The sequence below is a fragment of the Devosia albogilva genome, assembly GCF_042685625.1.
In the GTDB taxonomy this organism is placed as follows: Bacteria; Pseudomonadota; Alphaproteobacteria; order Rhizobiales; family Devosiaceae; genus Devosia; species Devosia albogilva.
In genome coordinates, this window is record NZ_JBHUNP010000001.1 from 2,832,573 (window position 1) to 2,856,428 (window position 23,856).

General features: G+C 66.1%; 28 protein-coding genes. 13 read left to right on the forward strand and 15 right to left on the reverse strand.

From position 1 onward, the window contains the following. Positions 1-29: 29 nt before the first annotated feature. The 4 genes from ACFSX5_RS14135 to ACFSX5_RS14150 all read right to left on the reverse strand — a co-directional run bounded on the left by ACFSX5_RS14135 (position 30) and on the right by ACFSX5_RS14150 (position 2,283). On the reverse strand, positions 30-170 hold the full coding sequence (locus ACFSX5_RS14135) for a hypothetical protein (protein WP_386834288.1): 141 nt from the start codon (positions 168-170) through the stop codon (positions 30-32). Between the two features lie 53 nt (positions 171-223). Further along, positions 224-775: a DUF4142 domain-containing protein gene (locus ACFSX5_RS14140; protein ID WP_386834289.1), complete on the reverse strand. Its 552-nt coding sequence runs from the start codon at positions 773-775 to the stop codon at positions 224-226. Positions 776-875: 100 nt separating this feature from the next. Further along, entirely contained in the window at positions 876-1,409 is a 534-nt protein-coding gene (locus ACFSX5_RS14145; RefSeq protein ID WP_386834291.1) for a BON domain-containing protein, read from the reverse strand. Between the two features lie 94 nt (positions 1,410-1,503). Continuing rightward, the gene (locus ACFSX5_RS14150; RefSeq protein WP_386834292.1) at positions 1,504-2,283 is read right to left on the reverse strand and encodes a Crp/Fnr family transcriptional regulator; all 780 of its coding nucleotides are present in this window, start codon (positions 2,281-2,283) and stop codon (positions 1,504-1,506) included. 328 nt (positions 2,284-2,611) lie between these two features. On the opposite strand from ACFSX5_RS14150, the gene ACFSX5_RS14155 reads away from it, so the two are divergent. After that, a complete protein-coding gene (locus ACFSX5_RS14155) occupies positions 2,612-3,388 on the forward strand; it encodes a Crp/Fnr family transcriptional regulator (protein ID WP_386834293.1) in 777 nt (258 codons plus the stop codon). Here the strand turns inward: ACFSX5_RS14155 and ACFSX5_RS14160 are convergent. Next, positions 3,360-3,848: a hypothetical protein gene (locus ACFSX5_RS14160; protein ID WP_386834295.1), complete on the reverse strand. Its 489-nt coding sequence runs from the start codon at positions 3,846-3,848 to the stop codon at positions 3,360-3,362. The genes ACFSX5_RS14155 and ACFSX5_RS14160 overlap by 29 nt on opposite strands. A 172-nt stretch (positions 3,849-4,020) precedes the next feature. On the opposite strand from ACFSX5_RS14160, the gene ACFSX5_RS14165 reads away from it, so the two are divergent. From ACFSX5_RS14165 to ACFSX5_RS14195, 7 genes are all read left to right on the forward strand, one after another. Next, a complete protein-coding gene (locus ACFSX5_RS14165; protein WP_386834297.1) occupies positions 4,021-4,824 on the forward strand; it encodes an SDR family NAD(P)-dependent oxidoreductase in 804 nt (267 codons plus the stop codon). A gap of 13 nt (positions 4,825-4,837) precedes the next feature. Continuing rightward, positions 4,838-5,371 (forward strand): SRPBCC family protein, encoded by a 534-nt coding sequence (locus ACFSX5_RS14170; protein WP_386834298.1) that lies wholly within the window; start codon positions 4,838-4,840, stop codon positions 5,369-5,371. After that, positions 5,371-6,540, forward strand: a complete 1,170-nt coding sequence (locus ACFSX5_RS14175) for a zinc-dependent alcohol dehydrogenase (RefSeq protein WP_386834299.1) — start codon at positions 5,371-5,373, stop codon at positions 6,538-6,540. The genes ACFSX5_RS14170 and ACFSX5_RS14175 overlap by 1 nt, the downstream gene beginning before the upstream one ends. 69 nt (positions 6,541-6,609) lie before the next feature. Beyond that, positions 6,610-7,116, forward strand: coding sequence for a ferritin-like domain-containing protein (locus ACFSX5_RS14180; RefSeq protein WP_386834301.1), 507 nt, complete (start codon positions 6,610-6,612; stop codon positions 7,114-7,116). 2 nt (positions 7,117-7,118) lie between these two features. Beyond that, positions 7,119-7,280: a hypothetical protein gene (locus tag ACFSX5_RS14185; protein WP_386834302.1), complete on the forward strand. Its 162-nt coding sequence runs from the start codon at positions 7,119-7,121 to the stop codon at positions 7,278-7,280. Between the two features lie 9 nt (positions 7,281-7,289). Beyond that, positions 7,290-7,700: a VOC family protein gene (locus tag ACFSX5_RS14190; protein ID WP_386834303.1), complete on the forward strand. Its 411-nt coding sequence runs from the start codon at positions 7,290-7,292 to the stop codon at positions 7,698-7,700. 5 nt (positions 7,701-7,705) lie between these two features. Further along, the gene (locus tag ACFSX5_RS14195) at positions 7,706-7,888 is read left to right on the forward strand and encodes a hypothetical protein (protein WP_386834304.1); all 183 of its coding nucleotides are present in this window, start codon (positions 7,706-7,708) and stop codon (positions 7,886-7,888) included. On the opposite strand, the gene ACFSX5_RS14200 is transcribed toward ACFSX5_RS14195, so the two are convergent. Together ACFSX5_RS14200 and ACFSX5_RS14205 are read right to left on the reverse strand one after the other, a co-directional pair. Beyond that, positions 7,885-8,157: a hypothetical protein gene (locus ACFSX5_RS14200; protein WP_386834305.1), complete on the reverse strand. Its 273-nt coding sequence runs from the start codon at positions 8,155-8,157 to the stop codon at positions 7,885-7,887. The two genes, ACFSX5_RS14195 and ACFSX5_RS14200, sit on opposite strands and share 4 nt — an antisense overlap. Before the next feature lie 20 nt (positions 8,158-8,177). Continuing rightward, positions 8,178-8,447 carry a hypothetical protein gene (locus ACFSX5_RS14205; protein WP_386834306.1) on the reverse strand — a complete coding sequence of 90 codons (270 nt, stop codon included), beginning with the start codon at positions 8,445-8,447 and terminating at the stop codon, positions 8,178-8,180. Between the two features lie 166 nt (positions 8,448-8,613). On the opposite strand from ACFSX5_RS14205, the gene ACFSX5_RS14210 reads away from it, so the two are divergent. From ACFSX5_RS14210 to ACFSX5_RS14220, 3 genes are all read left to right on the forward strand, one after another. Next, entirely contained in the window at positions 8,614-9,714 is a 1,101-nt protein-coding gene (locus ACFSX5_RS14210; RefSeq protein WP_386834307.1) for a carboxynorspermidine decarboxylase, read from the forward strand. A gap of 122 nt (positions 9,715-9,836) precedes the next feature. Next, the gene (locus ACFSX5_RS14215) at positions 9,837-11,120 is read left to right on the forward strand and encodes a saccharopine dehydrogenase C-terminal domain-containing protein (protein WP_386834309.1); all 1,284 of its coding nucleotides are present in this window, start codon (positions 9,837-9,839) and stop codon (positions 11,118-11,120) included. A 101-nt stretch (positions 11,121-11,221) separates the two neighbouring features. Further along, on the forward strand, positions 11,222-13,666 hold the full coding sequence (locus tag ACFSX5_RS14220) for an EAL domain-containing protein (protein ID WP_386834310.1): 2,445 nt from the start codon (positions 11,222-11,224) through the stop codon (positions 13,664-13,666). Here ACFSX5_RS14220 and cobM read toward each other — a convergent pair. The 8 genes from cobM to ACFSX5_RS14260 all read right to left on the reverse strand — a co-directional run bounded on the left by cobM (position 13,663) and on the right by ACFSX5_RS14260 (position 21,104). Continuing rightward, entirely contained in the window at positions 13,663-14,421 is a 759-nt protein-coding gene (gene cobM / locus ACFSX5_RS14225) for a precorrin-4 C(11)-methyltransferase (RefSeq protein WP_386834312.1), read from the reverse strand. The two genes, ACFSX5_RS14220 and cobM, sit on opposite strands and share 4 nt — an antisense overlap. Continuing rightward, positions 14,418-15,623, reverse strand: coding sequence for a precorrin-6y C5,15-methyltransferase (decarboxylating) subunit CbiE (gene cbiE / locus ACFSX5_RS14230; protein WP_386834313.1), 1,206 nt, complete (start codon positions 15,621-15,623; stop codon positions 14,418-14,420). The genes cobM and cbiE overlap by 4 nt, the downstream gene beginning before the upstream one ends. Beyond that, on the reverse strand, positions 15,620-16,381 hold the full coding sequence (locus ACFSX5_RS14235; protein ID WP_386834314.1) for a precorrin-3B C(17)-methyltransferase: 762 nt from the start codon (positions 16,379-16,381) through the stop codon (positions 15,620-15,622). Before ACFSX5_RS14235 ends, cbiE begins: the two co-directional genes overlap by 4 nt. After that, positions 16,378-17,103 (reverse strand): precorrin-2 C(20)-methyltransferase, encoded by a 726-nt coding sequence (locus ACFSX5_RS14240; protein ID WP_386834316.1) that lies wholly within the window; start codon positions 17,101-17,103, stop codon positions 16,378-16,380. The genes ACFSX5_RS14235 and ACFSX5_RS14240 overlap by 4 nt, the downstream gene beginning before the upstream one ends. After that, entirely contained in the window at positions 17,100-17,732 is a 633-nt protein-coding gene (locus tag ACFSX5_RS14245; protein ID WP_386834317.1) for a precorrin-8X methylmutase, read from the reverse strand. Before ACFSX5_RS14245 ends, ACFSX5_RS14240 begins: the two co-directional genes overlap by 4 nt. A gap of 2 nt (positions 17,733-17,734) precedes the next feature. Beyond that, positions 17,735-18,898 carry a precorrin-3B synthase gene (locus ACFSX5_RS14250; RefSeq protein WP_386834318.1) on the reverse strand — a complete coding sequence of 388 codons (1,164 nt, stop codon included), beginning with the start codon at positions 18,896-18,898 and terminating at the stop codon, positions 17,735-17,737. Between the two features lie 186 nt (positions 18,899-19,084). Further along, a complete protein-coding gene (gene cobF / locus ACFSX5_RS14255; protein ID WP_386834320.1) occupies positions 19,085-19,819 on the reverse strand; it encodes a precorrin-6A synthase (deacetylating) in 735 nt (244 codons plus the stop codon). A gap of 256 nt (positions 19,820-20,075) precedes the next feature. After that, positions 20,076-21,104 (reverse strand): LacI family DNA-binding transcriptional regulator, encoded by a 1,029-nt coding sequence (locus ACFSX5_RS14260; protein WP_386834321.1) that lies wholly within the window; start codon positions 21,102-21,104, stop codon positions 20,076-20,078. Between the two features lie 196 nt (positions 21,105-21,300). Here ACFSX5_RS14260 and ACFSX5_RS14265 point away from each other — a divergent pair, with 196 nt between their 5' ends. Together ACFSX5_RS14265 and ACFSX5_RS14270 are read left to right on the forward strand one after the other, a co-directional pair. Beyond that, on the forward strand, positions 21,301-22,845 hold the full coding sequence (locus ACFSX5_RS14265; protein WP_386834322.1) for a sugar ABC transporter ATP-binding protein: 1,545 nt from the start codon (positions 21,301-21,303) through the stop codon (positions 22,843-22,845). Continuing rightward, positions 22,826-23,848, forward strand: coding sequence for an ABC transporter permease (locus ACFSX5_RS14270; protein WP_386834323.1), 1,023 nt, complete (start codon positions 22,826-22,828; stop codon positions 23,846-23,848). Before ACFSX5_RS14265 ends, ACFSX5_RS14270 begins: the two co-directional genes overlap by 20 nt. Positions 23,849-23,856 lie beyond the last annotated feature (8 nt).

The window sequence follows — 23,856 nt, forward strand, 5'->3', positions numbered from 1 at the left end:
TTGAGCGATAAAGTTTCGCAGCTCTCAACTTAGCTGCCGACCTGCTGGCTTTCGTTGAGGTCCTCAGGCGCCATGTCGCGCTGCACGCCCGAGCCCTGCATGAAGCTCACCCCGGCAGCGATAGCGCCGATCACGACAATGATGATGACCGCGATGATGATCGTTCTCACGACTTGTTCCCATAGAAGAAGGCCGCCCTCGTGGGGGCGGCCTGTTGCTTGCCTTAGTGGTTGCCGCTGAGTCCGTGCACGTGCTCCTGGTGCTGCTCCAGCACCGGCAGGGTCGCCGTGGCGAACTCCTTGAGTGCGCCCTCCGGCCCCTCGGAAGAGTAGGACTGGAACAGCGCCACGGCTTCGTCGTGAGCCTGGACCTGAGCTGCGATATAGGCGGCGTCGAATTCCTCGCCTTCCAAGCCCTCGAGTTCGTCAACCATCTGCTGGTGGCGATCCTCCATATCGGTGGGCGGGGTAATGCCCTCCTCCTCTGCGGCCGGCATCATCTGCTGGGCGGCATTGGTGTGGTCGGCGATCATCTGCTCGGCGAAGGCGACGACATCCTGGTTGGTGGAGCGCTCGACGGCGAGGGTGCTCGAGGCGATCTCGAACTGGTTGCTGCTGGCAGCCATGGCCGCGAACTGGGCTGGGTCCGTCACCTGCATGGGAGCGGTGGCTGCGGGAGCCGAAGTGGCCGCCGGGGCGGTTTCGGTCTGGGCCTGCACCATGGCGACGGGGGCCGCAAGCAGGGCGGTGGTGATCAATAAGGCACGAAGCTTCATTCGATGTCTCCTCGTTGGATATCGGTAAGTGCCTCCGGTACGCGCCCGTTCCGGCGCCAATCTGGGTTAAGCCAGGAGGCGCCGCAGGGCGGGGCGATGGTCAGATCCGGTCGGTTGTCTGCCGCGGAAGCTCGCCGAGATTTTCGGAGCGAACCACCTGCAGCTCGTTGGTGACTGGTCCCACGCCTTCAACTGCGCCGGCCAGCATCTCGGCCCTTTGTCTTGCCTCCGGGCTGTCCACGCCGCCGGTGAGCAGGATGCCGTCCCCATTCGCTTCCACGCTGATGGCGGTGGCATCGAGGCTGTCGTCCTCGGCGAGCCGGCGCAGGACGGCGTTGGCGAGCGGGGCCCGATCCGAGCCGCCATGTGCGCTGTTTTCGGTGGAGACGGCCGCGTCCGAGAAGCGCTGGTTCTCGCCCCTCAGTTCCTCGGTGGGCTCGTGCTCGCTGCGGCCGCTCCAGTTCTCGGCTTCATAGGCACCAAGATGCCCGCCGCCCCCGTCGCGCGAAGGTGGGACCCGCGGCGGGGCTTCATCGCTGCCTTCGAGGCTGGGGCCGGTCTGGTTGCCGCCGGCCTGCCCATAGTGGCGGTCGCGGTAGTCGGGCTTGTCGGATTCCGGTTGCTTGCTGCTCATCTCGTGTCTCCGGCTGTTGGTTCAGAAGTCGGCGTGAGCCGCTTCTGGGCCAATGACCGGAATGAGCGTGAGTTCCGCTGTTCGCGCGGGACACTCAGGCGTCGAAGGCGATCGTCTCGCGCGGCGGCGTAGTCTCAAGATAGGAGGGGTCGAAGCCGGCCACTTCGCGCAATTCGTCCAGCTTCAGGATCTGTATGCGTCCCGCGGAGCTGCGGATCAGTTCGCGGTGGCGCAGCACCTGCAGCGTCCGGTTCACATGCACGGTGGAAAGGCCGAGATATTCGCCCACCTCCGCCTGAGTGAGCGGAAACTCGAACTGGCCGTTGCGGGCAAGCCCCAGCCGGTCGAGCCGGACATGCAGCTCGCATAGGAGGTGCGCGACTCTTTCCAGCGCCGTCCGCCGCCCGAGCGACACCAGCAATTCCTCGGCGATGGCGCCCTCGATGGCGATGTTGGCGAGGATGCTGGCGAGGATTCGGGGGTGGGTCTCCGACAGGCCGGCAAGCCCATCGGGGTCGATCTGAATGATGGTGGTCCGGGACACTGCGGCAAACCGCGCCCGCTGACGCGAGCCGGTCAGGAAACCGAAATCGCAGATATCGCCGGGCAGGACCAGGCTGACCAACTGGCGCTGGCTTTGCTGCTTGCGATAGCGGCAGGCCCAGCCGGAGCCCACAAGGCACAAATGACCGGAGGGGTCGAATTCCTCGCGTGGGTCTAGAATGCGGCGGCGCCACTTGGCTGAGGCGAGCGCTGCAATGTCTTCAGCCGGTAACCGCCCCAGGCTCTGCAATCGACCGAACACGATCGGACCGCCAAGCTGCTGCTGCGGCGCTCCGTTGGTTGCAGGGTTCGCGATATCAAAAGCGGCCATAACGCTCCCTCGGGCGGCACGCCACCGCGCATCCAGGTCTTCGCCCAACAACCTCGTAGGGCGCGGAGTTCCGCCGCCGGTGCTGAGCAAGACCTACTTAGCCTCTGTTAAGTGATGGCGGTGACCCATGGGAGCGTTCGGCGGGGACACAGCGCCCTTCGTTGTCATTTGTTAATTCGCCCGCCCACCGGGGTGGCTAAGGTGCGCGAACCTTCCAGATTGACGTGGATTCGCGAGTGCATGTGATTGCCGCGGACTGGACGACCCCGGTCGCCTACCTTGCAGACGAGGTCTTCGGTCCTTGCCAAGTCGTGGCAGAGGACCATTCATGACCATCTTCACCGACGCCCTGGTTCCGCACGAGGTCTTCACCCGTCGGTTGGCCGATCTGTGCCTGCTCTCACCGGCGGCCCTAGCCGCCGCCCGGACGCTGATCTCGCGCACGCGCGACGTCCGTCCCAGGGGCGAGATCATCTCGGTGAACGGAGCCGTACCTGGGGCACGGGTGCTGCTGAGTGGCTTTGCCTGCCGCTACCGCGATGACGTCGAGGGCAGGCGGCAGATCACCGGCTTCGTGCTGCCGGGGGAATTGTGCGATTTCGGCTTTCTCTCCGCAACGCCGGCGGTGCAGGCGGTGACGGCTACCGCGCCATGCACTCTGGGTGAGATCGCCTCCGCTGACCTTGCGGGCGTGACGGAGCAGTATCCCGACGTCATGGTGGCGCTGTTGCGTGCCGCAGCGGTGGACCAGAATGTGTCACGCGAGCTGGTGGCCAGTCTCGGGTCCCGCAGCGCCGTTCAGCGCATCGGCCACCTTTTGTGCGAGCTGCATTTCCGCCTCGGCGTGGTCGGCGGCCTGAGGGCCGAAAACGAGTTCGAGCTGCCGCTGACCCAGTCGGAACTGGGGGAAGCGCTGGGCCTATCCACAGTCCACGTCAATCGCACGCTGCAGGTTCTGCGGCGCGAACGACTGGTGGAAACGCGGGGGCGCCTCGTGCTGCTGCCCGATCCGGAAGCGCTGGCTAAATTCTGCGGGTTCGATCCGGCCTATCTGAGGCCTGCGTCCAGGGCCGGCGCTACAGAGCAGCGTTCCGCTCAAGGCTGACGGCGACGCACCGGGCCAGCCGGTGCAAGGGGCTTTGCTGGTTCTCGGTGCGGGGTGACGGTTCCGTATGGACCAACCGCAGGGCTTCGCTGCCGCGTGTCTGGCTCAGGTAGGAGTCCACCTCGGCCAGCACGGTCGCCGCATCGAGCGGCTTCGACAGCAGGGGCAACTGCGCCAGCACGCCGGCGGGCCGAGACGTTTCCGGCTCGCTCATGAACATCACCGGGATGGCGCGGGCCCGAAGTTCCATCGCGAACTCGTCCGAACCCTTGCCGTAGAGACGTGTGTCAAGCAGCGCCAGATCCACGCGGCGGCGCCCCAGCAGGCAATCGGCATGAAAAGTAGTGAGCGCCGGGCCGAAGGCGACTGCCCCCGCCTCTCTCAACGCTTCAACCAGTGACTTGCCAAAGGCGATGTCGTCGTCGACGACCAGGACGCGCTTGCCGTTGAGTTCGGTCACTTTGTTCTCCCCGCAGGCCCACATAACGCACGGAAGCTGCTGTTGTTTCCCCGCGGGGAAGAACTAACCTGCGTTAAGCTGCGGCTGGGCCTGGCTAAACCTGAGTGAAGCCAGCAACGATGCCGCGACAGTTCCGGTTTGCTGCGAGACCTCTGCCCAAGGAGCGCTCGCAATGGCTAGCGACAAACAACTATCTTTTTCGGTGGTGACCGGCGCCTCGTCCGGCATCGGGCTGGAGCTCGCCAGAATGGCGGCCCAGCATGGATCGGACCTCGTGATTGTCGCTGATGGCGACGATATCTTTTCAACGGCGACCGAGCTTGCCGCGCTGGGCGTGAGCGTGGAGCCCGTGCAGGCCGACCTTGCCACCCGTGAGGGGGTGAACACGCTGGTGGAGCGGGTCCGGGCTACTGGCCGGCCCATCGACGCGCTCTTTGCCAATGCCGGCAGGGGGCTGGGCAACGGTTTCCTCGACCAGGATTTCGAGGACATTCAGCGGGTCATCGACACGAACGTCTTCGGCACCACCTACCTGCTGCACCAGCTGGTCAATGACATGCGCCGGCAGGGCTTTGGCCGCGTGCTGCTGACCGGTTCCATCGCCGGCCTGATGCCGGGCAGCTTCCAGGCCGTTTACAACGCCACCAAGGCCTATGTGGACTCCTTCGCCTACGCGCTGCGCAACGAACTCGAGGACAGTGGGATCACCGTGACGGTGCTGATGCCCGGCCCCACCGACACCGACTTCTTCGAGGAGGCCGATATGGAGGACACCCGCGTCGGCCGCGGCAAGAAGGATGATCCGGTCGCCGTCGCCAAGGCGGGCTTCGAGGCGATGCTGCGCGGCGATGGCCACGAAGTCAGCGGCTTCCCCAACAAGCTGCAGGCCCTGATGTCGCGCTTCCTCTCCGACAAGCGGCTGGCCGGCATGCACCGCAAGCTCGCCGAGCCGCTCGACGACGGCAAACGCCACTGAGAAGGGCCCCTACATGCAAGAACACGACGACGCACCCCACCGCGCCCGCCGCGACGACAAGGATGGCGATCTCGCCATCGTCGGCCGCACCGTGCTGATCAGCAAGCCGCGACAGGAGGTCTATGCCTTCTGGCGCGACTTCTCGAACCTGCCGCGCTTCATGCGTTCGGTAGATACGATCGAGGTCAACGGCCAACAGACCCGCTGGACGGTCAAGGCGCCGCTCGGCCAGACCGTGACCTTGGTGACCGAGATCACCGAGGACGTGCCCGGCAGCGTCATCGCCTGGCGCTCGACCGAGGAGTCCCAGATCAAGACCGAGGGCCGCGTCAGCTTCACTGACGCCATCGGGGACCGCGGCACCGCCGTCACCGCCGACATCCGCTACGAGCCCCCCGGCGGCAATATTGGCCGCCTTGCCGCCAAGCTGTTCGGCGCCGAACCGAATATCCAGGCCCGCCACGAACTCAAGCGCTTCAAGATGCTGCTCGAGACCGGCGAGATCGCCACCGCCATCAACCACCACGACCAGGAGAACAACGACTGATGCGCGCCCTGACCTGGCATGGAACCAACGATGTGCGGGTGGATACCCACCCCGACCCCGAAATCATCAACCCGCGCGACGCCATCATCCGCGTCACCTCCACCGCCATCTGCGGCTCGGACTTGCATCTCTATGACGGCGTGATCCCCGGCATGAAGTCGGGCGACATTCTCGGTCATGAGTTCATGGGCGAAGTCGTCGAGGTCGGCGCCCGTAGCACCCTCAAGAAGGGCCAGCGCGTGGTGGTGCCCTTCACTATCTCCTGCGGGCAGTGCTTCTTCTGCCAGCAGCAGCAATTCTCGGCCTGCGACAACACCAACCCGGCCGAGAAGCAGGACGTATCGGAAAAGCTCTATGGCCACGCAATGAGCGGCATTTTCGGCTACTCGCACATGACCGGCGGCTATGCCGGCGGCCAGGCCGAATATGTCCGCGTCCCCTTCTCCGATGTCGGCCCCATCGTCATCCCCGACGGCATGGACGACGAGACGGTGCTGTTCCTGTCCGACATCCTGCCTACCGGCTGGATGGCGGCGGAGAATGCCGAGATCCAGCCGGGCGACACCGTCGCCGTGTGGGGCGCCGGCCCGGTCGGGCTGTTCACGGTGCAATCGGCCGTGCTGATGGGCGCCGCCCAGGTGATCGCCATCGACCACCACCCCAATCGCCTCAAGCTCGCTGAGAAGTTCGGCGCCAGGATCATCAACTTCGAGGAAACCCACGTCCGCGAGGCGCTGATGGAAATGACCGCCGGCATCGGCCCCGACGCCGTGATCGATGCGGTCGGCATGGAGGCGCACGGCTTCTCGCCCGACAACGTCGTCGACGTGGTGAAGCAGAAGATCGCCCCCGGTGCTGACCGCGCCCATGCGCTCCGCCAGGCCCTGCTCGCCTGCCGCAAGGGCGGCCGCGTCTCCGTCCCTGGGGTCTATGGCGGCATCATCGACAAATGGCCGCTCGGCGCCATGATGGAGAAGGGCCTGACCATCAAGACCGGCCAGACCCACATGCAGCGTTACACCCACGACCTGCTCCGCCGCATTCAGGAAGGCGAGATCGACACCACCTTCCTGATCAGCCACCGCATCCCTCTGGAGCAGGCGCCGGAGGGCTATAAGCAGTTCCACGACAACCAGAACGAGTGGATCAAGGTCGTCATGACGCCTTAACCCAGGTTAAGCCGGGCAGCGCCGTGGCGCTGCGTCTCATTCGCTCAATGATTGCGAGAGGACATTTCAATGGAATCGATTACCGACCTTTACGTCACCGGCCTCAAGAACGCCCACGCCATGGAGAACCAGGCGCTGTCGATCATGCGCCCACAGGTTGCCCGCATCGAGAGCTATCCCGATGTGCTGGCCCGGCTGGAGCAGCATATTCGTGAGACCGAGATTCAGCTCGAGCGTCTCGACGCGCTGCTCGACGCTGCCGGCGCCGATCGCTCGGCCCTCAAGGATGCCGCGCTCAGCTTCAGCGGCATGATGGCTGCCATGGGCCACACCTTTGCGCCTGACGAGATCGTCAAGAACAGCTTCGCCAACTTCGCCTTCGAGAACTTCGAGATCGCCGCCTACAAGTCGCTGATCACCCTGGCGACCGAAGCCGGCAACAGCAATGCCAGCTCGGTGCTGCGCCAGAACCTCGATGAGGAACTCGCCATGGCGAGCTGGCTCGACAGCAATATCGAGGCGGTGACCCTCAAATACGCTGCCCTGCGCCAGAGCGGCGAACAGGCGAAGAAATAGCCATGGACCGGCCGGGCCGGAACCAGCAGCAACACGGACGCCGGCAGGATTCTGCCGGCGCCACCCAGGGCGAGAAGCAGCAGAGCCTCGCCGAAAACGGGGTGAACGCGCCCAAGCCACATGGCGCCACGCCCGAAAAATCCGACAACGACAAGAAAGCCTGAGGTCCACTCATGCCGGCTGCCCACAGCGTCACCACTTACCTTCTCACCCGCGACATCGCCGCCAGCATCGACTTCTACGGCGCGCTCTGTGGCTATCTGCCCGTCTATCGCGGCGACTGGTTCACCCTGATCGCTCCGTCCTCGGATGCGGCACTGCAGATCGGGCTGGTGGATTGGGTCAGCGAGTTCGTGCCCCGCGCCGCCCGCGGCGACGCCCAGGCGCACTATCTCGAGGTGGTGGTGGACGATGTGCATGCCGCAATCGCCGCGGTCGAGCGCTTCGCTGTCGAGATCATCGAGCACCCCATCGAGCACGGTCCCAATGCGCGCGCCGTCCTGCGCGACCTCGACGGCCACGTCATTACTGTGGCGACGCCGACCAACCGCTTCCTCGAGCCGCCGCGCCGGCACGTGGGGTAACCGTCATGGCTCACGAGGAACCGGAAACCCGCTCCGAAACCGACAAGGTGCTCTCGGACCGCGCCCGCGGTCCGGCGGAGCGGGCGGCGCTCGGCAAGAGCCCGACCGGATCGATGATCCGGGTCGTGGCTCTTGTGGTGCTGTTCATCGTCGCCGCCGGGACGGTGTTCTACTTCCTCAACAGCTAGCGGTCGCGGGGCTTGCGGTCCTCGCGCAGGACCGGCTTCTGCATGTGGCTGTCGGATTGGCCCAGCCATTCGTGGTCGGGATCCTCCGGCACGGGCAGGTCCTCGAGCGCATCGCTCTCGTGCTCGCGCTCCAGTTGCTCGGTGGCGAGCTTCTCCGCCTTCTCCGAGTCTTCAGTTACGAGGTCGGCGGCCTTCTCGGGCGGCACGCCGAACTCCTCGGACAGAAATTCCACGTTCTTGCTGTCGGTGTCGTTGGCCTTGCCAGCCATCGTCATGTCTCCTGTTGGGTTCAGGCCAGCGCCAGGCCAGCCACGATCACCAGGGCCGCGCCAAGCACGGCGGCTATCGCGCCATACATCAACGGGGCAGGGGCCTTCGGCCGGCGCGATTCTGCCTGTGCGCTGGTGCGGTCCGCGTCGGGCGGCATTTGGGGCGTGGTGCCCGCCGCTTCTTCGTCGGTGCCGAGCAGGGCCGTCGCGGGGTCCGGGAAAGCGACCTTGTCCCCGGTCTCGCCGGCATCGATACGGTCGCGATAAGCGTCTTTGGTCGTTGCTGTCATGGTGCACCTCACCAGGGTAACCACGCCGGCGCCGCAAGAGTTGCGGCGGTTCACGGCATGTTATCCCCTGCGGCGACCCATCCGCTTGCATCGGGGGGGCATGGCCACTATGTGAGGGCATCGTTTGTTTCCGGCGCTTGGCGCCGATGTGAGGTGGGTTGCCGGATTGACGATCGAAACGCCCTATTACCTTGTCGACAAGGCGGCGTTGCTCGCCAATCTGGAAAAGATCGACCACCTGCGCCGCCGTTCCGGCGCCAAGTGCCTGCTCGCGCTCAAGTGCTTCGCCACCTGGTCGGTGTTCGATCTCATGTCGCAATACATGGACGGCACCACTTCGTCCTCGCTCTACGAGGTCAAGCTCGGCCGCGAGAAGTTCGGCGGCGAGACGCACGCCTATTCGGTCGCCTATTCCGATCGCGAGATCGACGAGGTGATCAGCAACGCCGACAAGGTGATCTTCAACACCATCGGCCAGCTCAAGCGCTTCGCCCATCGCACCGGTGACCTGCCGGTCGGGCTGCGGCTCAACCCGCAGGTCAGCCATTCGGGCTTTGCGCTTGCGGATCCGGCGCGCCCGTTCAGCCGCCTCGGCGAGTGGGACCTCGAGCGTATCCTGCCGGTCGTCGATCGCATCAGCGGCGTAATGATTCACTGCCACTGCGAGAACGACAGCTTCGACAGCTTCAACACCATCCTCGGCAAGATCGAGGATCGATTCGGGGCCGTGCTGGAGCGCCTCGACTGGGTCAGCCTCGGCGGTGGCATCCATTTCACCGGCGAAGGCTATCCGCTCGACGCGCTGGCCGATCGCCTCAAGACTTTCGCCGAGCGCTACCGCATCCAGGTGTACCTGGAGCCCGGCGAGGCGGCGGTGACACAATCCACGACCCTCGAGGTCAGCGTCCTCGATACCCTCAACAACGGCAAGGACATCGCCGTGGTTGACGCATCCATCGAGGCCCATATGCTGGACCTCTTGATCTACCGGCTGGAGGCGAAGGTGAAGCCTGATGCCGGTGACCACGTCTATATGGTGGCCGGCAAGTCATGTCTTGCCGGAGACATCTTCGGAGAGTTCCGGTTCGAAGGACCACTCACCGTAGGCGATCGCATCTCCATTCAGGATGCGGGCGGCTACACCATGGTCAAGAAGAACTGGTTCAACGGCGTCCAGATGCCCGCGATCGCTGTGCGGGAACTGGACGGTCGGGTGCGGCTCGTCAGGAGCTTCACCTACATGGACTATGCACAAAGCCTCTCTTGAGGCCGCATCGTCCAGCGTAGCCACTGCCGGAGGCCGCTCAGGCGCCGGTGCCGATTGGGGCGTGATCAGAGGGCCGGTCAGGAGCCGAGCCGATCACGCAGTACAAAGGTGTTTCGTGACAATTGAAAAAGAACATCCTCATCATCGGGGCGGGAGGTGTGGCGCAGGTCGTCGCGCATAAGGCCGCCCAAGCCAACGACGTGCTCGGCGACATCCATATCGCTTCCCGCACCGTTTCCAAGTGCCACGCCATCGTGCAGAGCGTGCTCGAAAAACGCTCGCTCAAGATGCCCGGCGTGCTCCAGGCGCATCAGCTCGATGCCCTTGACGTGGAAGCGACCAAGGCGCTCATCGAGAAGACGCGCGCCAGGATCGTGATCAATGTCGGCTCTGCTTTCCTCAACATGTCGGTGCTGCGCGCCTGCATGGAGACGGGGGCGGCCTATATCGACACGGCCATCCACGAAGATCCCGCCAAGATCTGCGAAACGCCACCCTGGTACGGCAACTACGAGTGGACGCACCGGGCGGAATGCGAGCGCCGGGGCATCACCGCCATTCTCGGTGCCGGGTTCGACCCGGGGGTCGTCAACGCCTATGCGGCGCTGGCGGCGGAGAGCTACTTCGACCGCATCGATTCCATCGACATCATCGATGTGAATGCGGGCTCCCACGGCCGCTACTTTGCCACGAACTTCGATCCGGAGATCAACTTCCGCGAGTTCACCGGCAAGGTCTGGAGCTGGCAGGACAGCCAGTGGACCGAGAACAAGATGTTCGAGGTCAAGCGCACCGACGACCTGCCGGTCGTGGGGTCGCAGACCACCTACCTCACCGGCCACGACGAGATCCACTCGCTCTCGGCCAATCTCGACGTGCCCGACATCCGCTTCTGGATGGGGTTCGGCGAGCACTACATCAACGTCTTCACCGTGCTGAACAATCTCGGCCTTCTCTCCGAGAAGCCCGTGATGACGGCCGAAGGCGTGGAAGTGGTGCCGCTCAAGGTGGTCAAGGCCGTGTTGCCCGATCCAGCATCGCTGGCCCCGACCTATACCGGCAAGACCTGCATCGGCGACCTGGTGAAGGGCACCAAGGACGGGGTGGAGCGAGAGGTGTTCATCTACAACATCTGCGACCACGCCGAGAACTATGCCGAGGTCGGCAGCCAGGCCATCTCCTACACCGCCGGCGTTCCGCCGGTGGCCGCCGCGATCCTGATCGCGACCGGCGAGTGGGATGCCAAGCGCATGGTCAACGTGGAAGAACTGCCGCCGCAGCCCTTCCTGTCGCTGCTCGACACCATGGGCCTGCCCAGCCGCATCCGCGACGCCGATGGCGACCGCGAACTGACCTTCGACCCGCTGCCCCAGGGCAACGCGATCAAGGTCGCTGCCGGCCGCTAACCCAAACCAGCGCCCGGGGTTCGCCCCGGGCGCTCAGCTCTAGAGCTTCAACAAACACTTAAGCCTGTGGCCCTAGTGTGAGCCTCCCATTGGAGGCCGCAGTGTCGGTTCTGTTCGACTTCTTCACGTCCGGGCACGACGTTCGTCTCGTCGCTCTCGCTGCCGGCGTTTGCCTTGTATCCGCCTATGCCTGCATGAGCCTGCTGCACCATGCGCGGCGGGCAACCGGTCGCATGCGGCTAGTGTGGAATGGCGTCGCGGCCCTGGCGGTGGGATTTGGCATCTGGGTCACGCATTTCATCGCTGTGGTGGCCTATCGGCCTGGCTTCGTCTGGGGCTATGACCTGGGGCTGACCGCCGCCTCCCTCGGCATCGCCGTGCTGGTGTGCGGCCTTGGCCTGGCGCTCGCCATCCGTGCCGAGCATCGGTGGGACCACCTGCTGGGTGGGGCCGTTGTGGGCGTCGGCATCTCCGCCATGCACTACACCGGCATTGCAGCCCTGGTGATGGGCGGCACCATTGGCTGGAATGGGGCGCTGGTCGGCACCTCCATCCTCGCCGGCATTGTCCTGGGTGCAGCATCCGTGCTTGCTGCATCGGCAGCCGGCAAGTGGGCCCGCCTCGGCGGGGCCGGGTTGCTGACGCTGGCAATTTGCGCAATGCACTTCACCGCCATGGGCGCTGCGGACTTCGCTCGCTGCTTCCCGCTCAGCGCCGGCAGCCAGATCAACACCACCTGGCTGGCCGCCGCCCTGGCCGGTATCTCATTGCTGATCCTCGGCGCCGCTTTCGGCAGTGTCGTGCTCGACGAGGCTGACCGGCGCCGCACCGAGCGCGAGACGCAGCGGCAGTTGCTGGATGCCCAGCGCATCAACGAAGTCTCCGGCCGCCTGGAGCTGGCCATGGCGCACATGGCCCAGGGGCTCGCCATGTTCGATGCCGATGGCGTGCTGCGCCTGCACAACCGGCGCTTCGCGCTGTTGCTCGGTCTGGAGCAGGACATCGATCTGGTCGGCACCTCCTTCCGTGAGGCCTTTCGGCAGGTTCTGCTCGGTGCCACGGCGGATGCTGAGGAGCTCGAGGAAATGGTCTCCCGGCTGCACGCCCAGCACCTGCCGCTGGTCCGCTCCGGCGGCGAGATCGTGCACGAACTGGTCGACCAAAGGACGCTGCGCATCGATCATAGTCCGATAAGCGACGGCGGTTGGCTCACCACCATCGACGACATCACCGAGCGGCAGCGCTCCCAGGCGGCCATCCAGCACCTGGCCATGCATGACAGCCTGACCGGGCTGCCCAATCGGGCCAATTTCAACGAACGCTTCGACGGCATTCTCGCCGAGCTGGAGCATACCGACAGCAATCTGGCGGTTGTCGCCATCGATCTCGACCGCTTCAAGGAAATCAATGACACCTATGGCCACGCAGTCGGCGACCTGGCGCTTCGCACTGTCGCCGGACGCCTGATGGAATGCCTGCGCGATGGCGAACTGGTGGCGCGCCTGGGCGGTGACGAGTTCGGGGCGCTGAAGCGTTTCACCTCCATGGAGGCCCTGCGCGACTTCCTGCAGCGCCTTGAGGCGGCGATGTTCACTCGCATCGAAACGGGCACGACCGTGGTGGAAACTGCCGGCAGTCTGGGCGTCGCCATCTACCCCGACGACGGCGACGACCGCTCGAAGCTCCTCAACAATGCCGATATGGCCATGTACCGGGCCAAGGCCGAGTTCGACCGGCACATCGCCTATTATGAAAGCGAGATGGACGAGCATGCCCGCCAACGTCGGGCGATGGCGCGGGACATCTGGGCCGCCGTGGAGCAGGGGGCCTTCCGCCTCGCCTATCAGGTGCAGAAGGCCGTCGCGACCGGCGAGGTCACCGGCTACGAAGTGTTGCTGCGCTGGGACCGTCCGCTCCACGGCCCGGTCTCACCGGCCGATTTCATTCCGGTGGCCGAAGAGTGTGGCGCCATCACCAGCATCGGCGACTGGGTGTTGCGCACCGCGTGCCGGGAGGCCGCGCGCTGGCCGGAGCCGTACAAGATCGCGGTGAACATCTCGGCGCTCCAGCTCGGTCAGGTGGAGCTGGTCGACACCGTCCGCAGCGCGCTGCTGGAATCGGGCCTCAGCCCCAAGCGGCTGGAACTGGAAGTCACTGAGACCTCGATCATCACCGACAAGAACCGCGCCCTGCACATCCTGCGCCAGATCAAGGCCATGGGCGTCTCCATCGCCATCGACGATTTCGGCACCGGCTATTCCTCGCTCGACACCCTGCGCAGCTTCCCCTTCGACAAGATCAAGCTCGACCGCTCCTTCATGCAGGAGGTGGAGCAGAATGAGCAATCCAAGGCGATCGTGCGGGCCATTCTGGCGCTCGGCCGCAGCCTCAGCGTGCCGGTGCTGGCCGAAGGCGTCGAGACCATGGCGCAACTGGAAGTGCTGCGGGCCGAGGGCTGCAACGAGGCGCAGGGGTTCCTCCTTGGGCGACCCGGCGCCATCGACTGGGATGACCTCCTGGAGCTGCCGGTCGCCGCCAACGGTTAGTCGCGGCCGCGGAAGCGACGCTGGTAATCGGGGTCGTAGAGGGCGCTTTCGCGGAAGTCTTCTGCACCGAGCGAGCGGCCGACGAAGACGATTGCCGTTCTTTCCACGGGGTCGGCTTTCAACGTTAACGAAACGCAACCCAATGTGCTGCGAATGATGCGCTGCTGTTGCCAGGAAGCATGCGCAACCACTGCAACCGGGCAGTCTTCGCCATAAAGCGGGGTCAGCTCCGCGACGATTTGGTCGATGCTGTGGATGGCGAGATGAATCGCCAGAGTGGCGCCCGTCGCCCCGAAAGCCTTGAGGTTTTCCCCCGCCGGCATCGGCGAAGCGCGACCGGAAACCCGCGTCAGAACAAGGCTTTGCGCCACCCCCGGAACAGTCAGCTCCCGGCCAAGCGCCGCCGCCGCCGCCGCAAAGGCCGGCACGCCCGGCGTCAGCGTGTAGGGAATCCCCAGCCGATCCAGCCGCCGCATCTGCTCGGCCACCGCACTCCAGATCGACAGATCCCCCGAATGCAGCCGTGCTACATCCTGTCTAAGTTCTTGAGCCTGCACATATTCTTGCGCGATTTCGTCGAGCGACATCGGCGCCGTATCGACGATCCGCGCCCCCGGCGGGCAGTATTGCAGCAGCTCCGCCGGGATGATCGAGCCGGCATAGAGGCAGACCGGGCAACGGGCGATAAGGTCCCGTCCGCGCACGGTAATCAGGTCCGCAGCACCCGGTCCGGCGCCGATGAAATGCACCGTCATGGCTTGCTCCAGCTCCACTGCGTCACCGGCATCGCGGGTCGCCAGCCGGTCATGCTGCCAATGCTGTCGGCATGCGACACGGCGATGCGGGTCAGCCGCCCGCCCAATTCTGCGTGTCGTGCCAACAACATAGCTTCGAGTTCGAGCGTAACGGCGTTGGCCACCAGCCGCCCACCCGGACGCAATGCGGTCATGGCTGCGTCCAGAACACCCTCATCCGAACCCCCACCGCCAATGAAAATGACATGGGGCGGCTCAAGTCCGGCAAGCGCTTCGGGCGCCGTTCCCCTGACCACCTGCAGCGGCGAAACACCCAGACTCCGGGCGTTTCGGCCTATACGCGCGGCCCTCTCAGGATCGGATTCGATTGCGATGGCCCGGCAGCTCGGGTCGGCCAGCATCCACTCGATGGCGATGGAGCCTGCGCCGGCACCGATGTCCCAAAGCAGCTCGCCGCGGCGGGGGGCGAGGGCGGCGACGGTGACGGCGCGGATGTCGCGCTTGGTGATCTGGCCGTCGTGCTCGAACAGGTCGTCGGCGAGGCCCGGGGTGAGCGGCAGGATGCGGGCGCCGGGCAGGGCGACGACGCTGATGGCGCAGAGGTTGAGCGGATCGATGTCGGCGAGATCGAACTGCATCGCTAGCTGGTTGCGGAGTTTTTCGCGTGATCCGCCAAGGGCTTCGAGGACGCTGACGATGGAAATGCCGAAACCGGCTTCGGTCAGCAGGCGGGCAATGGCGGCCGGGCCGTGCTCGTCCGAGGTCAGCGCGAGGATGCGGGCGCCGGGGTGCAGATGAGGCTGGATGAGCTCGATCGGGCGGCCGTGGAGCGACAAGGCGACCACGTCCTGCAAGGGCCAGCCGAGCTTTGCTGCTGCCAGGCTGAACGAAGATGAATGGGGAATGACCCGCATCTGAGCGGGATCGACATGCTTCGCCAGGGTTGCCCCAACGCCGAAATAGAATGGATCACCGGATCCTAACACGCAGACCCGGCGATCGCGAGCCGCGAGAATGTCGTCGATCGAGTCCGAGAAGGGCGTGCGCCATGGCCGGGGCTCGCCGGTGATAGCGGCGGCGGCGAGATCGAGGTGGCGGGTGCCGCCGAACACCAGCTCGGCTTCGGCGATGGCGGCGCGGGCATTGGCGCCAATGCCTCCGAGGCCATCTTCGCCGATGCCGACCACGGTGAGCCAGCTCATGACTTCGCCTCGGCTGAGCGGGGGGAGTAGACCAGCGGCGGCAGGCCGGGACGCTCGATGATGCGGGTTTCGGGCGAGCCGATGATGACGCAGGTGGCCATGTCGGCATGGAGCGGATCGGCCTCGGCGAGGGTGACGACCTTGATCGCCTCGTCGGGGCGGCCGGCAGCGCGGCCGAAGATCACCGGTGTGGTCCAGGGCAGCACTTCGCGCAGGATGGCGAAGGCCGTGCCGAGCTGCCAGGGGCGGGCCCGACTGATGGGGTTGTAGAGGGCGATGACCAGTCCGGCCGCTGCGACGGCGTGGAGGCGCTGCTCGATCAGCGGCCAGGGTTTGAGGTTGTCGGACAGCGAGATGGCGCAGAAGTCATGGCCGAGCGGAGCACCGGCGCGGGCGGCGACGGCGAGCATGGCGGTGACGCCGGGGATGATCTCGAGGTCGAGTTCGCGCCAGGCGGGTGCGCCGTGCTCGATGGCTTCGCAGACGGCGGCCGCCATGGCGAAGACACCGGGATCGCCGCCCGAGACGATGCAGACATTCTCGCCGGCATGGGCCGCACTGAGAGCGGCGCGGGCGCGGGCGAGTTCCTCGCGATTGTCGGAGGCGACGCGGCGCTGGTCGGGGCGGAGAGACAGCCGGTCGAGATAGGGCCCATAGCCGAAAAACACGGTGGCGGCGGCGATTGCCGCTGTTGCCTCTGGCGTGGTTTGCGCCGGGTTGCCGGGGCCGGTGCCGAGGACGACGAGGCGCCCGCTCATGGCCTTGTGCTCCAGCCGGGAACGAGGATCAGGGCGAAGTAGGGCGCTTCATCATCCGGCTTGTCTGAGAGGCGGAGCGAACGGCCGGACGCCATGGTGCCGCGCTCGACATAGACGGCGTCGGCCAGCTTGCCGGCCCGTGCGAGGGCGCTGCGGATCTTGGGGAGGTTCCGGCCAACCTTCATGATTACGGCGCCATCGGTGCCAGCGAGCCGGGTCGCGAGTTCGGCCTCCTCGAGCGTGCCCGGCAGCACCGAAAGGACATCGTCCCCCTGCACCAGCGGCAGGCCGGCCATCGACCAGCAGCCCGACATGGCGGTGATGCCGGGGATGACTTCGGTGGGATAGCGCGGAGCGAGGCGGACATGCAGGTGCATGTAGCTGCCATAGAACAGCGGGTCGCCTTCGCTCAACACGGCGACGGTGCGGCCGGAGTCGAGGTGGCGGGCCAGGCGTGCCGCGCCCTCGTCGTAAAAGGCACTGGTCTGCGACTGGTAGTCAGGGTGGTGGCGGTCGATCTCGGTGGTGACCGGGTAGTCCAGCGCCTCTTCCACCTGATCGGGGCGAAGCAGGTGCGCGATCGTGGTGCGGGCGTTACTGACCCGGCCGCGCTTGGCAAAGGCGGCGACAACGTCGGCGCTCTCGATGGCGCGCACCGCCTTGACGGTAAGCAGGTCCGGATCACCCGGCCCGGTGCCGACGCCGACGAGACGGCCGCTCATATGCCCGGCCTCGCCAGAGCGTTGAGGGCGGCTGCGGTCATGGCGGAGCCGCCGAGACGGCCGCGCACGATAGCCCAGGGGATGCCGTGGTCACCGGATGCAAGGGCGTCCTTGGACTCGGCTGCGCCCACAAAGCCGACCGGCATGCCCAGGATGGCGGCCGGGCGCGGGGCGCCGTCACGCAGCAGCTCGAGCAGGTGGAACAGGGCGGTGGGTGCATTGCCGATGGCGACCACGGCGCCTTCCAGCCGCGGCAGCCAGAGCTGGAGCGCGGCGGCGGAGCGCGTGTTGCCGATTTCGGCGGCCAGGGCAGGGGTGGCCGGGTCGCGCAGGGTGCAGACGACCTCGTTGTTGGCCGGCAGGCGCGCAGCAGTGACGCCGCGAGCGACCATCTCTGCATCGCAGAAGATCGGGGCGCCGGCGGCGAGCGCCGCACGAGCGGCGGTGACGAAATCGGGCGAGAAGGCGAAGTGCGCTGCCGCTTCTACCATGCCGGCGGCGTGGATCATGCGGATGGCGATCTCGGCCTCGTCGGGGGTGAAACGCGACAGGTCCGCCTCGGCCCGGATGATGGCAAAGGACTGCCGGTAGATGGCTTCGCCATCCTTGATGTAGTCGTACTCCGCCATGCTCACCCCAGCGACGGGGCAGCGGCGATGGCGGACTCGATCTGGTCGTCGCTCAACTGCATGCGTGGCGTATCGCCCGCCCGCCCGTCGAACACAAGGCCATAGCCGGTGGCGTTGCCGACAAGCGTCAGACCGGCTGGACGCGGATGGGCGCAGCCCTTGCTGCAGCCGGACACGTGAAGGTGCTGGCCGGGCGGCAGATGCGGCGCAAGGCGGGCGGCAATGGCACGGGCGGGGATGTAGCCGGAGGCGCAGCCGGCACTGCCGGCGCAGGCGGAAATGCGCAGGCGCGGGTCGCTCGGGTCGGTGATGAAACCAAGGGCTGCGGCGACGGCAGAGAAGGATGGTGGGGCGTCGAGCGCGAGCAGGGCGTGATGCGGTGCGAGGCGGAATTCGGGGACGCTCAAGGCCTCGGCTTCGCGGGCCAGGTCCGAAAGTGCGGCCGCGTCGCTGCTGCCGAAGGGGAGGGCGATGCCGGTGGCGGTGCCGCCGAGGCGGCGATGGCTGCCGATTGGCGGCGCGGATGGAGCAGGGGCCCGAGGTGCGCCGGGCTGGAGGTCGCTGGCGCGAGCCTCGGGGCCGAGGGCGGCGAGACGGCCGAGCAGCGTCGCTACCCGGACAGGGGCCTCGGCCGTGGTGACTGCCTGGGCGGAACCGTCGCCGAAGATGAGGTGCCAGCGATCCGAGGTGACCGCCGTGAGGCGAATGTCGGCCTTGAGCGCGCCCAGCGAGATCTGCCCACGCCCGTCGACGATGACGGTGACTTTGGGACCGAGGCGCGGCTCGAAAGGTCCGGAGAGGTGCCGGATGGCGCTTGCGAGGGGGCGTGGGTCGGCGACTTCGGCGGGATCCTCGCCGGCGAGGGGTGGCGTCTCGACGACAAGCCCGCGCTCAACCGGCACCAGGGCCTCGATGGCACGCGCAAAAGGGGCGGCCGACACCGCGGTGAGGCCGCGGACCTGTAGATTGCCGCGCGCGGTGATCTCCACGAGGCCGTTGCCATGGGTGGCGGCGAGATCGGCGATGGCGGCCAGTTGCGCTGGCGTGAGGCGCGCCTCCTGCACCCGGATGCGCGCCAGCAGGCCGTCGCCGGTCGGCATCGGCGTGTCCAGCGTGGGGCAGGCGCCGCGGCGGCGAGGCTCGGCAATGGGCAGGGCGATGGCCATGAGGTGAGGTTTAGCCGATTGCGGGGGTGGGGGCGAGTGATGCGTTGCAATTGCGCTCGTAGCTAACGCAAACGCGGGCCCCGCCCTCGGGCTCGACCCGAGGGCCTCGCGTAACTCCAGCAGAGGTGGAGAATGGCCCTCGGGTCAAGCCCGAGGGCACACCGAGATGGTTGGAGGATCTTCGGCCTAGTCCCGCTTCCGCAGCAGGTACGTGTCCATGATCCAGCCGTGCTGCTCGCGGGCGGCTTTGCGGGTCTCGATGATCTGCTGGGCGACGTCGCCCAGGCGGCCGGCGATGGTGATCTGGTCGGGGGTGCCGAGATAGGCGCCCCAGAAGATGTGGAGGTCGGGGTCCGCATCGGTGAAGGCGGTGCGGCCGTCGAGCATGACCACTGTGTCCTCGGTTACCGGACCGAGACGGCGGCCGGTGGTGACGTGGACTGGCTCGCCGATGCGGTTGAGCGGGATGGCATGGGCGGCGGTGAGCGCCTGGATGGCGGTGATGCCGGGAACGACGCGGACGGTGAGTTCTTCGCGCTGCGGCAGGCGCTCCAGGATGCGCAGGGTCGAGTCGTAGAGGCCGGGATCGCCCCAGACCAGGAAGGCGCCGGTGCCGCCCTCGGGAATATCGGCGATCAGCGCGCCGAAGCGCTCGGCGATGGCATCGTGCCAGGCGTCGACGCCCGCGGCGTAGTCCGGATTGGCTGCGTCGCGCACCGGCATGGCGTAGGTGACCTGCCGGACCGAGGGGTTGGTGACGTAGCGCGCGATGATCTCGCGGCGGAGGTCAGCCAGGTCTGCCTTGCCGGCGCCCTTGTCGGGGATGAACAGCCGGTCGGCCTGATTAAGAGCGTTGATGGCCTCGACCGTGAGGTGTTCGGGATTGCCGGTGCCGATGCCGACCAGGAGCAGGGTTCGCATGATAGCGGCATGCCACCGACCGCGGGCGTTGACAAGAATCACGAAGGTGTTGCGGATCAAGCTCTTGGGCTCGACGGCTAGGTAGGTGCCGAAGAACACGATCCTGGCAGCGGGACGGCAAGACCTTCTACCGCTCGGTGTCGAACTTTCCGGACTTCGACATGCGGAATGCCACGGTGGATACCGGCATGGAATGGGGCGCCAATGTTTCCATGGCCAAGTTCGACGAGGTGCTGGAGCGGCTGAAGAACGGCGGCTAACCGCCGGAGCCGATCCGGGCAACCGAGTTGCGCAGGATGAGTTCGCTGCGGAGCAGCACCTCCTGCTTCGGTGCGGGCTTGCCCTCGAGCAAGGCCAGGAGCAGGTCCATCGCCTCCTCGCCGATCTTGAGGCGCGGCTGCTTCATGGTGGTGAGCGACGGCGACACGAAACTGGCGAAGGAAATGTCGTCGAAGCCCATGACCGAGAACTGCCGCGGCAGGTCGTAGCGGCGGGCGTTGAGGGCGATGATGACGCCGAGGGCGGTGGCGTCGTTGACGCAGAGGAAAGCGGTGGGCAGCACGTCGCGGACGAACATGTGCTCGGCGGCCTGCCGGCCGCTTTCGGTGGTGCCGTCGCCCGGCAGGATCAGCCGCGGGTCGATGGGGATGCCCGCGCCGGTGAGGGCGGCGCGATAGCCCTGCTCGCGCAACTGGTTCACGGCCCTGCCGATCGACTGCCCGATAAAGGCGATGCGGCGGTGACCCTGGGAAATCAGGTGCTCGGCCGCGATACGGGCGCCCTCAAAATTGTCGACGCCGACAAAGGGCACGTTGGCACCGGTGACGGGCTCGTTGACCGCCACCATCGGCGGCAGCCGCGTTTCGGTGCCCTCCTGGCCGTAGCCGAAGGGCAGGTGGCCGGTGAACAGGATCAGCCCATCGGCCTGGTTGGAACTGATGAAGCGCAGGTAATCGGTTTCGCGGGTGGGGTCGTTCTGGGTGTTGCCGATCAAGACGCCATAACCGCGCTTGCTGGCTTCGGTCTCGAGCCCCACGAGGATGTTGGAGAAGTTCGGATCGCCCACATCGGGGGCGAGGATCAGGATCATGTTGGACCGGCGCATCCTGAGCGACCGGGCCATGGCGTTGGTGGTATAGCCGGTGCGGGCGATGGCCTCGTTGACGCGGCGGCGAGTCTCGTCGGCGACCTTGGTCGGCTCGTTGATGGCGCGGCTCACCGTGGCGATGGATACGCCGGCGATCGCCGCAACGTCCTCGATGGTAGCCAGCTTTTGCTGCTGCACTTGGCGCTCCGCCCCGCGCGACCCTGCTGGAATCCGCACGCCGTCTGCGGTGTAGCAGACCCGCCGGAGAGCGCCAGCCTCGCCGACAGGATTGTACCTTTTCGCCTCCGTGTAAACCTTTACACTGAACGTGAAAACCTTTACACAGTTCAGCAGACGAACGGCAAAGCCGCGTCTCTCGGGGAGGCACATCGACATGGTGGATGCGGCAAGCGCATCGGGATCGCCCATCCTGTCGGCGAGCAGGATCTCGAAGTCGTTCGGCGAGATTCCGGTGCTGTTCAGCATCGATTTCGACGTGAAGCCCGGCGAGGTTCACGCCATCATCGGCGAGAACGGGGCCGGCAAATCCACCCTGATCAAGATTCTGTCCGGCTTCGAACAGCCGACCTCCGGCACCATCCATTATGACGGCCGCCAGGTGACGCTGCCGCCCAATGGCGAAGCCGAGGCAATGGGCATCGTGCTCATCCACCAGGAACTGAACCTCGCTGAACACCTGACCGTGGCCGATTCGATCTTTCTCGGTCGCGAGATCACGGGCTGGGGCGGGTTTCTCGATCTCAAGCAGATGCGCGAGAAGTCGCGCGCCATTCTCGACACGCTGCATGTGCGCATCGATCCCGATGCCCGCATCAACACGCTGTCGGTCGCCGACAAGCAGATGGTCGAGATCGCCAAGGCCATCAGCCGCGACGCGCGCGTGCTGATCATGGACGAGCCGACGGCGGTGCTGTCGGTGGGCGAGACCGAGACGCTGTTCGAGCAGATCCGCCGGCTGCAGGCGCGCGGCGTCGCCATCGTGTTCATCTCGCACAAGCTCGATGAGATCATGCAACTGGCCCAGCGGGTCACCGTGCTGCGCGACGGCCAGCTGATCGCCACCGTCGGCACCGAGGCACTGACGCCGGACTCCATCGCGCAGATGATGGTGGGCCGCGAACTCTCCAACCTTTATCCGCCCAAGCACGAGCCGGACGTCGATGCGCCGGTGGTTCTGAGCGTGCGCGGTCTGCGCGCGCCGGGGGTGAAGGACGTCTCGTTCGACCTTCGGCGGGGCGAGATCCTCGGCTTTGCCGGGCTGATCGGCTCCGGCCGGACCGCTGTGGCCGAAGCGATCGTCGGGCTGACCCGCCGGACAGCCGGGGAGATCGAGGTCCACGGCAAGCCGGTCAACTTCACCGATGTGGGAAAGTCGGTCGCGGCGGGGCTGGCCTACATGACCAAGGACCGCAAGGGCCGGGGGCTGCTGCTCAATGTCGGGCTGCAGCCGAACCTGACGCTGCTGACGCTGAAAAAGCACATCAAGGGCGCGTTCGTCGACGGGCGCAGCGAAGAGCAGGCGCTGGAAAAGGCGGTGCGCCGCTTCGACATCCGCGCCCGCGACGCCTCGGTGCCGGCTGGCAAGCTCTCGGGCGGCAACCAGCAGAAGCTGCTCCTGGGCAAGACCATGGAAAGCGAGCCGGACATCATCATCATGGATGAGCCGACGCGCGGCATCGATGTCGGCACCAAGCAGCAGATCTATCACATCATCGCGGCACTCGCGGCCGAGGGGAAGTCGATCATCGTCATCTCCTCGGAACTGCAGGAAGTGATCGGGCTCAGCCACCGGGTGGTGGTGATGCGCGAGGGTCGCCTCGCTGGTCGCCTCGAGGGCGCCGAGATCACGGAAGCGGAAATCATGCGGTACGCCGCCGGCATCAAGCAGGATGGGGATAATGAGCGCATCAGCGCCTGAGGCAACAGCATCGCCGGGCAAGGGCTTCCGGCTCGACCTCAAGACCGCAGGGCCGCTGCTGGCGCTGATCCTGCTGGTGATCCTGGGCTATTCGCTGAACCCGCTGTTCCTGGCGGAAGGCAATGTCTCCAACCTGCTCACCCGCTCGGCGTTCATCGGCATCATCGCGGTGGGCGCGACGTTCGTGATCACCGCCGGCGGCATCGACCTGTCGGTCGGCTCCATGGCGGCCTTCATCGCCGGGGTGATGATCATCGTCATGAACTGGGCCGTGGACGCGATGGGGGTGTCGGTCTGGACGGTGGTGCTCGGCATCGGTTGTTCGCTGATCCTCGGCATCGGCGCCGGCTTCATCAACGGCTTCCTTACCACCAAGGCCAAGATCGAGGCGTTCATCGTCACGCTCGGCACCATGGGCATCTACCGCTCGCTGGTGACCTATTTCGCCAATGGCGGCACGCTGTCGCTCGACTCCGATGCGCGCAATATCTACCGGCCGATCTACTACGACTCGATCCTCGGCGTGCCGATCCCGGTGTGGGTGTTCATCCTCGTCGCCATTGTCGGCTGGGTGCTGATGAACCGCACCGCCTTCGGACGCTACTGCATGGCGATCGGTTCCAACGAGCACGTGGCGCAGTATTCGGCAATCAAGGTCGATCGCGTGAAGACCTGGACCTACATCATCCAGGGCCTCTGCGTGTCGCTCGCCACCATCATCTACGTGCCGCGCCTCGGCTCGGCCTCGGCGGCCACCGGCGTGCTGTGGGAACTGGAGGCGATCGCCGCGGTGATCATCGGCGGCACCATGCTGAAGGGCGGCTTCGGCCGCGTCGGCGGCACCGTCATCGGCGCGCTGATCCTGACGGCCATCGGCAATATCCTGAACCTCACCGAGATCATCTCCAACTACCTCAACGGGGCAGTGCAGGGCGTGATCATCGTGGCGGCGGTCTATCTGCAGCGCGGCTCGCTCGGCCGGCGCAAGAAGGCAGCCGAATAAGCATCTTC